We start from the raw sequence: 6,000 nt of genomic DNA, 5'->3' as shown, positions 1-6,000 counted from the left end.
CCGCATCCCCCGCATCCCCCACACCGCCCGCGCCGCCCCTGTCGCGCGGGCGGCACAGGCTGCTGTTGCTGGTCATCGGGCTGGCCGGGTTCGTCACGACCCTCGACAACACGGTCGTGACGGTCGCGCTCCCCACCATCCAGACCGAACTGGGCACGTCACCGGCGGCGCTCGAATGGGTGGTCACCGGTTACGTCCTGACGTTCTCCGGCCTGATGCTCGCCGGGGGCCGCCTGGCCGACGTCCACGGTCGCCGTCGGACGCTCGTCGCCGGGCTGGCCGTGTTCACGGCGGCCTCCCTCGCCGCCGGGCTGGCCGCGTCGACGGGCGGCCTCGTCGCCGCCCGGCTGGTCCAGGGATGCGGAGCCGCGCTCATCCTGCCGGCCATGCTGGCGATCGTCTCGGTCGGCAACGACGACCGAAGGCGGTCCGCCGGGGTCGCGGTCTGGATGGCGTCTGGGGCCGGGGCACTCGCCCTGGGGCCGGTGGTCGGCGGTTACCTCACCCAGCACGTCCACTGGAGCTGGATCTTCCTGCTCAACGTGCCGCTCGGCGTCCTCCTCGTCGCGCTCACGGTCGTCGCGGTCCCGGAGTCGCGCGACGAGCGGGCCGTCCGGGTGGACGCGCCGGGGGTCGTGTCGTCGGTGGTCGTCCTGTCGGCGGGGACGTTCGCGCTGACCTTCGGGATCGAGCTGGGCTGGACCTCGCCTCCCGTCCTGGGGGCGGCCGTGCTCACCGTGGCCGGCGCGGTCGCCTTCGCTGTCGCCGAGAGACGCGGCAGGGACCCGATGGTGGACCTCACGCTGTTCCGCGCGCGGGCCTTCACCGGCGGGGTGCTCGCCCAGGTGCTCTGGGGGCTCGGCGTCAACGGGGTGTTCTTCTTCACCGCGCTGTTCCTGCAGGGCGTGCTGGGTTTCACCCCCGTCATGTCGGGGCTGGCGTTCGTGCCGCTGGCGCTGCTGGTCGTCGTGGTGACGCCCCTGGCGCCGGTGGCGGAACGCCGGTTCGGCGCCGCCCGTACGGTCGCGCTGGGGCTCGTCCTCGTCGCCGCCGGCATGCTGGCCGTCGCCTTCCTGCGCCCCGGGGACGGCTGGGCCGGACTGCTGCCCGCCGTGTGCGTGATCGGGATCGGCTCGGCGCTGACCATGCCGCTCGGATCGGCCGTGCTGGGTGCCGTACCCGAGTCCAGGGCGGGTGTGGCCGGGGGCGTGTTCAGCGTGGCGCGGGAGATGTCGGGGCTGTTCGGCATAGCGATCATCGGGGTGATCGTCAACGGTTCGGCGAGTTTCACGGCCGGTTACTCGGCCGGACTGCTCGTGGCGGCCTGTCTCGTCGCCGTCGGTGCGGTCGTCAGCCTGGTGACGCTCCGATGAGGCGGCCCGGTGACCCTCCGGCGAGGGCGGCCCGGTGACGCTCCGATGAGGATCGCGATCCTGGCGTTCGGGTCGCGGGGTGACACCCAGCCGTGCGTGGCGCTCGGTGCCGGGGCGGCCGGGCGCGGGCACCGGGTCACGGTGGTGGCGGCGGCCCGGTACGGCGACCTGGTCCGCCGGGCCGGCCCGGCCGGGCTCGGGTTCGGCCCGCTCGGCGTCGACCCGCTGGGGATCGTGGGGTCCGAGGAGGGGCAGGCGTGGCTGCGCAGCGGTCCCGCCGGGTTCGTCAGGGGATTCCGCACGATCGTGGAACCGCTCGCGGAGCGCCTCGCCGGCGAGGTGGACGCGGCCTGCGCCGGCGCCGACCTCGTCCTGGCACCCGCGCTGGGCGCTTTCGGGCACCATCTCTCCGAGCGGCACGGAATGCCCTACGCCCTGCTGCACTTCCAGCCGAGCGAGCCCACCCGGGTCTTCCCCAACCCGCTGGTGCCGCTGCGCACGCTCGGCGGCGCGGGCAACCGGGCCAGTTACGCCTTCGTCGAAGCCCTGAGCGGGCTGCTGCTGGGCCGCCTGGTGAACCGCGTGCGCGGCCGGGTCCTGGGACTCGGGCCGATGCGGGGCGACCCGTTCCGCAGGGCCCGCGCCGACCGGGTGCCGGTGCTGTGCGGGGTCAGCCCGCACGTGGTCGGCAGGCCCCCGGACTGGCCGGAACACGTTCACCTGACCGGGTACTGGTGGCCGGAGCGCGCCGAGCCCCTCGCGCCCGGACCGGCCGCCTTCCTGGACGCGGGACCGCCGCCGGTCTTCGTGGGGTTCGGCAGCATGGTCCCCGCCGATCCGGCCGCCACGGCCGAGACGGTGGTGGCCGCGCTCCGCCGGGCCGGGATGCGCGGCATCCTGCAGAACCTCCCGTACCCGGGGGCGGACGACATGCTCGTCATCGGCGACGCCGACCACGCCGGGCTGTTCCCCCGGGTCGCCGCGGTGGTGCACCACGGCGGCGCGGGCACCACGGGGGCCGGGCTGCGGGCCGGGGTCCCGACCGTGGTCTGCCCCTTCTTCTCCGACCAGCCGTTCTGGGGGACCAGGGTGGCGTCGCTGGGTGCCGGGCCCGCGCCGCTGCCGATCGGCAGGCTCACCGTGGACGCGCTGGCCGCGCGGGTGACGCACGCCGTACGGGATCCCGGCACGCGGGTGGCGGCGGCGCGGCTGGGGGAGCGGTTGCGCGCCGAGGACGGCGTGCGGCGTGCCTGTGACGCGCTCGGGCTATGACCTTTCCGGTATGCCCGGGAGCGTCGCGAGGTGGCCTGCGAGGATCCGGTGGAAGGTCACGGCCCGCCGCCGATTTCCTGACCGGGGCTGTTGAGGCCATGGTGATCTGGGTAAAGTGCGAATCGATCGTTTTGACGGTATTAACCGGGGAGTTTCGGATATGCGACCTACTCTGCGCCGGGCTCTCGCCGTTGGTGCCGCGCTCGCGCTCGTCGGTGTGGTGACGCCGAGCGCGGCGTACTCGCAGGACGATCCCCGTGACTGTTCCGATCTGCTGGGTGCCGACGCCCCGGCCTACATGGTCTGTACCTGGATGGCCAAGCCCGAAGAGGCCCTCGGCGTCGCGATGTTCTGGGGGGCCGACGACTCGGCCAACCTGAAGGAGGCCACCCCGTCGGACGGCAAGTTCATCGACTGCTCGGCCGCGGGCTCCTCCTGCCCGCCGACGGTCGAGAACACCGTCGAGGGCGACGAGAACTCCCCCTTCCCCGGCGGTGACGGAGAGGGCGGGGCTCCCGACTGCGAGGCCGGCCAGCAGTGCTCGGTCGACGGGCACGGCGAGGGCGGCGACGGCACGGACAACGGCTCCGAGCGGACCGGCACCCCCACGCTCACCCGCCCCGGCGCGGGCACCACCACCGGCACGGGTGCCACCACGCCGGCGGCGCCCGCGACGCCGGCGACGTCCGCGTTCGCGCCGGACCCCGCCGCCGCGACGGCGGCCGCGCAGACCCCCGCCGGTCAGGCGATCACCGCCGCGAAGGCCGTGCGGCTGAGGGTCTGGATCAACACCGAGCTGGCCGACGACTGGAAGGCGGGCACCGCGGCCTTCATCGCCGCGGTCAAGCGCGTCGGCGCGCTGGCCGCGCGCCCCGAGGTGGCGGGCATCCGCTTCACCTCCCAGCTCGGCTACAACACCACGTTCGCCACGGACGCCGAGATCACCGCGTTCGTCACCGCCGCCTCCGAGGCCCTGCGCCAGGTCGCGCCGGGCAAGCGGCTGGGCGTCCACACGGTCGTGCCCGAGCTGGCCTGCGGCGCGAACGACGCCTGCAAGACCGAGATGCGCAAGCGTCACCCGCTGCTCGCCCCCGAGAAGGTCGAGTCGCACCTGATCGCGGGCCGCGTCGACCAGCTCTCGCTGGACAGCGGCCTGCTGTACGGCGGCTACGGCACCTGGAAGATCAACGCGGCACAGGCCCACCGCAACCAGTGGATCCAGGTCCGGGGCCGGTCGTGGGACGTGCTGTCCCAGGTCGCCGCCGAGGAGACCGGCCTCGTCGGCCAGGTCACCCAGGCCCAGATCGCCTCCCGGCTCGGGGCTCCCGTCAAGGACGGCGGCGCCCAGCAGGTGAACGTCTGGACCCGGGTCCAGAACGCCCAGGGCGCCGTGAACCGGCTGACCGCCTGGGAGCAGCTGAAGAAGCTCACCCCGATCCAGCGCCGCCTGGCCGCCGTCTACAACCCGACCACCCCCGAGGCGGACGTGGCCACCGACCTCAAGAGGCTCTCCGAGGCCTTCGGCCAGGTCTACCTCGCCACCGTCTGAAGCGGCACCGTCCGGCGCGCGCCGCCCGTCCGGCGTGCAGGCGGGTGCGTGCCGGTCGTCCGGCGCGCGTCCCCCGCCGTCCCGTCACGCGTTCCGGCCGCCGGTGAGGCGTTCCATCGCGGTGAGATCGAGCTCCATGGCGCTCGTTCCCGCGGGCAGGCCCAGCGCCCGGCTCGTACCGGCGCGCAGCTCGCCCGCGTGACCCAGGAGGGTCCCGTCGGCGAGCAGTTCCAGGCACCGTCCGGACAGCCAGGGCGCGCACGCGGCGGGACGGGTGACCAGGCCCGCCCCCGTGACGTGCGCGGCCGTCCGGGCGGCGTCGACCGCGCGCGCCCATGACGACTCGCCGGTCAGGGCGACGGCGAGATGGCGCGGCTGCGCGGGGATCGCGGCCTCCAGCGCGGCGAGCTGATCGTCGGTGGGGCGGCGGCCCATCGGCGGGGAGGGCGGCGGGCCGGTGGCGGGCAGGGACGTGAAGACCGTCCCCTGCTCGAAGAGCGCGGGTTCACGATTGCCCCGGGCGAGATTGAGGGCCAGCGCGGCCAGCAGCCCGGGAAGGAGCGTGGTGCGCAGTGACCGCTCCCGCGGATCCATCGGCTCGGTGAGCACGGGCGCGTCGCGGCGCGCGTCGCCCGGCGCCAGGTCGAACGCGTCCCACGCGGCGTCGCAGACGAAGGGCAGGCGCGGCGTCTCGACATACCCGGCGTCCGCGAGCGCGTGCCCGATGCGCCGCCACAGGTCCTGCGCCCGGCCGAGCCCCCCTCCGGCTCCACTCCCCGCCCTGCCCCTCGCGCCGTGACCGGGCCGCGTCAGGGGAATGGTCTCCATCTCCGGTACGGCCCGCGCGGCCGGCACGGCCGCCGAGGTGGGCGGGACCCGCGCGCCCGGTGTCGCCGATGAACCCGGTGTCGCCGGTGAACCCGGTGTCGTCCGTGGGCCCGGCGCGGTCCGGGAGTTCGGCGCGGCCCGCGGGCGGTGGGGCCGCGGCCGCGACGTTCCCCCGGGCGGGGGATCGCCCGTCCACACGTCACCCATCCGCAGGAGGGGGCGGACATCGCCGTCGGCGAGGTCGCGCACGTCCCGCAGCCCGTGCCGGAGCATCAGCGTGCGCTCGACACCCAGGCCGAAGGCGAACGCCCCGTAGCGGTGCGGGTCGACACCGCAGGTCGCCAGCACCCGGTGGTGGACCGGGCCGCACCGCCCCCACCTCGCCCATCCCGCGCCGCCGCACGCCCCGCACGGACCCGCGCCGGTGTCACCGCGCGGCGGCTCCGTGGCGCCGTGGCAGACCGGGCACTCCACCTCCACCTCCACGTCCATGTCCACGTCCATGCCCGCTTCCGTGTCCCCCTCCCCGTCCGTCTCCAGGCCCGCAGCCGCAGCCGCAGCCGCCGTTGTCGTTGTCGCCGACGCCGACGGTTCGGCACGGGGCGCCCGCCGGGGGCGGAGCCGGGTCGCCGTGCCGCAGCCGAACACCGAGGCGGCGAAGTGGTCGAGGGTCTTCCTCAGATCGACCGCGGTGAGGCCGAGGTCGACGGCGACCCCCCCGACCTCGTTGGACACCGGGCCGTGGCCGGTGCCGGCCGCTCCCGGCCGGAACAGGCGGCCCGTGTGGACGGCGCGGAACGGCGGGGCGGCGCCGAGCATCGCCCGCACCCGCAGGGGCCCGCTGTGGGCGCGCAGCGCGAGCCCCGACCCCCGGCCGGATCCCGTCGGGTCTCGCACGCGCAGGACCCGGCCGAGCCGGCGGGCGCCGGGGTCGACGGCACCGGAGAACTCCGGGGGACCGGCCGTCCCGGGAGGGCC

At 75.5% G+C, this 6,000-nt stretch carries 4 protein-coding genes; 3 read left to right on the top strand and 1 reads right to left on the bottom strand.

From position 1 onward, the window contains the following. Window positions 1-65 precede the first annotated feature (65 nt). The 3 genes from AB0G16_RS29350 to AB0G16_RS29340 all read left to right on the top strand — a co-directional run bounded on the left by AB0G16_RS29350 (window position 66) and on the right by AB0G16_RS29340 (window position 4,194). Complete coding sequence (locus tag AB0G16_RS29350) at window positions 66-1,373, top strand: MFS transporter (RefSeq protein WP_362812000.1); 1,308 nt, start codon at window positions 66-68, stop codon at window positions 1,371-1,373. A gap of 45 nt (window positions 1,374-1,418) precedes the next feature. Beyond that, complete coding sequence (locus AB0G16_RS29345; RefSeq protein WP_362811933.1) at window positions 1,419-2,645, top strand: glycosyltransferase; 1,227 nt, start codon at window positions 1,419-1,421, stop codon at window positions 2,643-2,645. 160 nt (window positions 2,646-2,805) lie between these two features. Beyond that, window positions 2,806-4,194 (top strand): hypothetical protein, encoded by a 1,389-nt coding sequence (locus AB0G16_RS29340; protein WP_362811930.1) that lies wholly within the window; start codon window positions 2,806-2,808, stop codon window positions 4,192-4,194. Between the two features lie 84 nt (window positions 4,195-4,278). Here AB0G16_RS29340 and AB0G16_RS29335 read toward each other — a convergent pair whose 3' ends face one another. Further along, entirely contained in the window at window positions 4,279-5,919 is a 1,641-nt protein-coding gene (locus tag AB0G16_RS29335; protein WP_362811997.1) for a hypothetical protein, read from the bottom strand. Between the last annotated feature and the right edge of the window lie 81 nt (window positions 5,920-6,000).

It is taken from the genome of Streptosporangium sp. NPDC023615, assembly GCF_040640155.1.
Taxonomy (GTDB): domain Bacteria; phylum Actinomycetota; class Actinomycetes; order Streptosporangiales; family Streptosporangiaceae; genus Streptosporangium.
The sequence above is the reverse complement of the archived record's forward strand: the minus strand, read 5'-3'. Positions and strand labels throughout refer to the sequence as shown.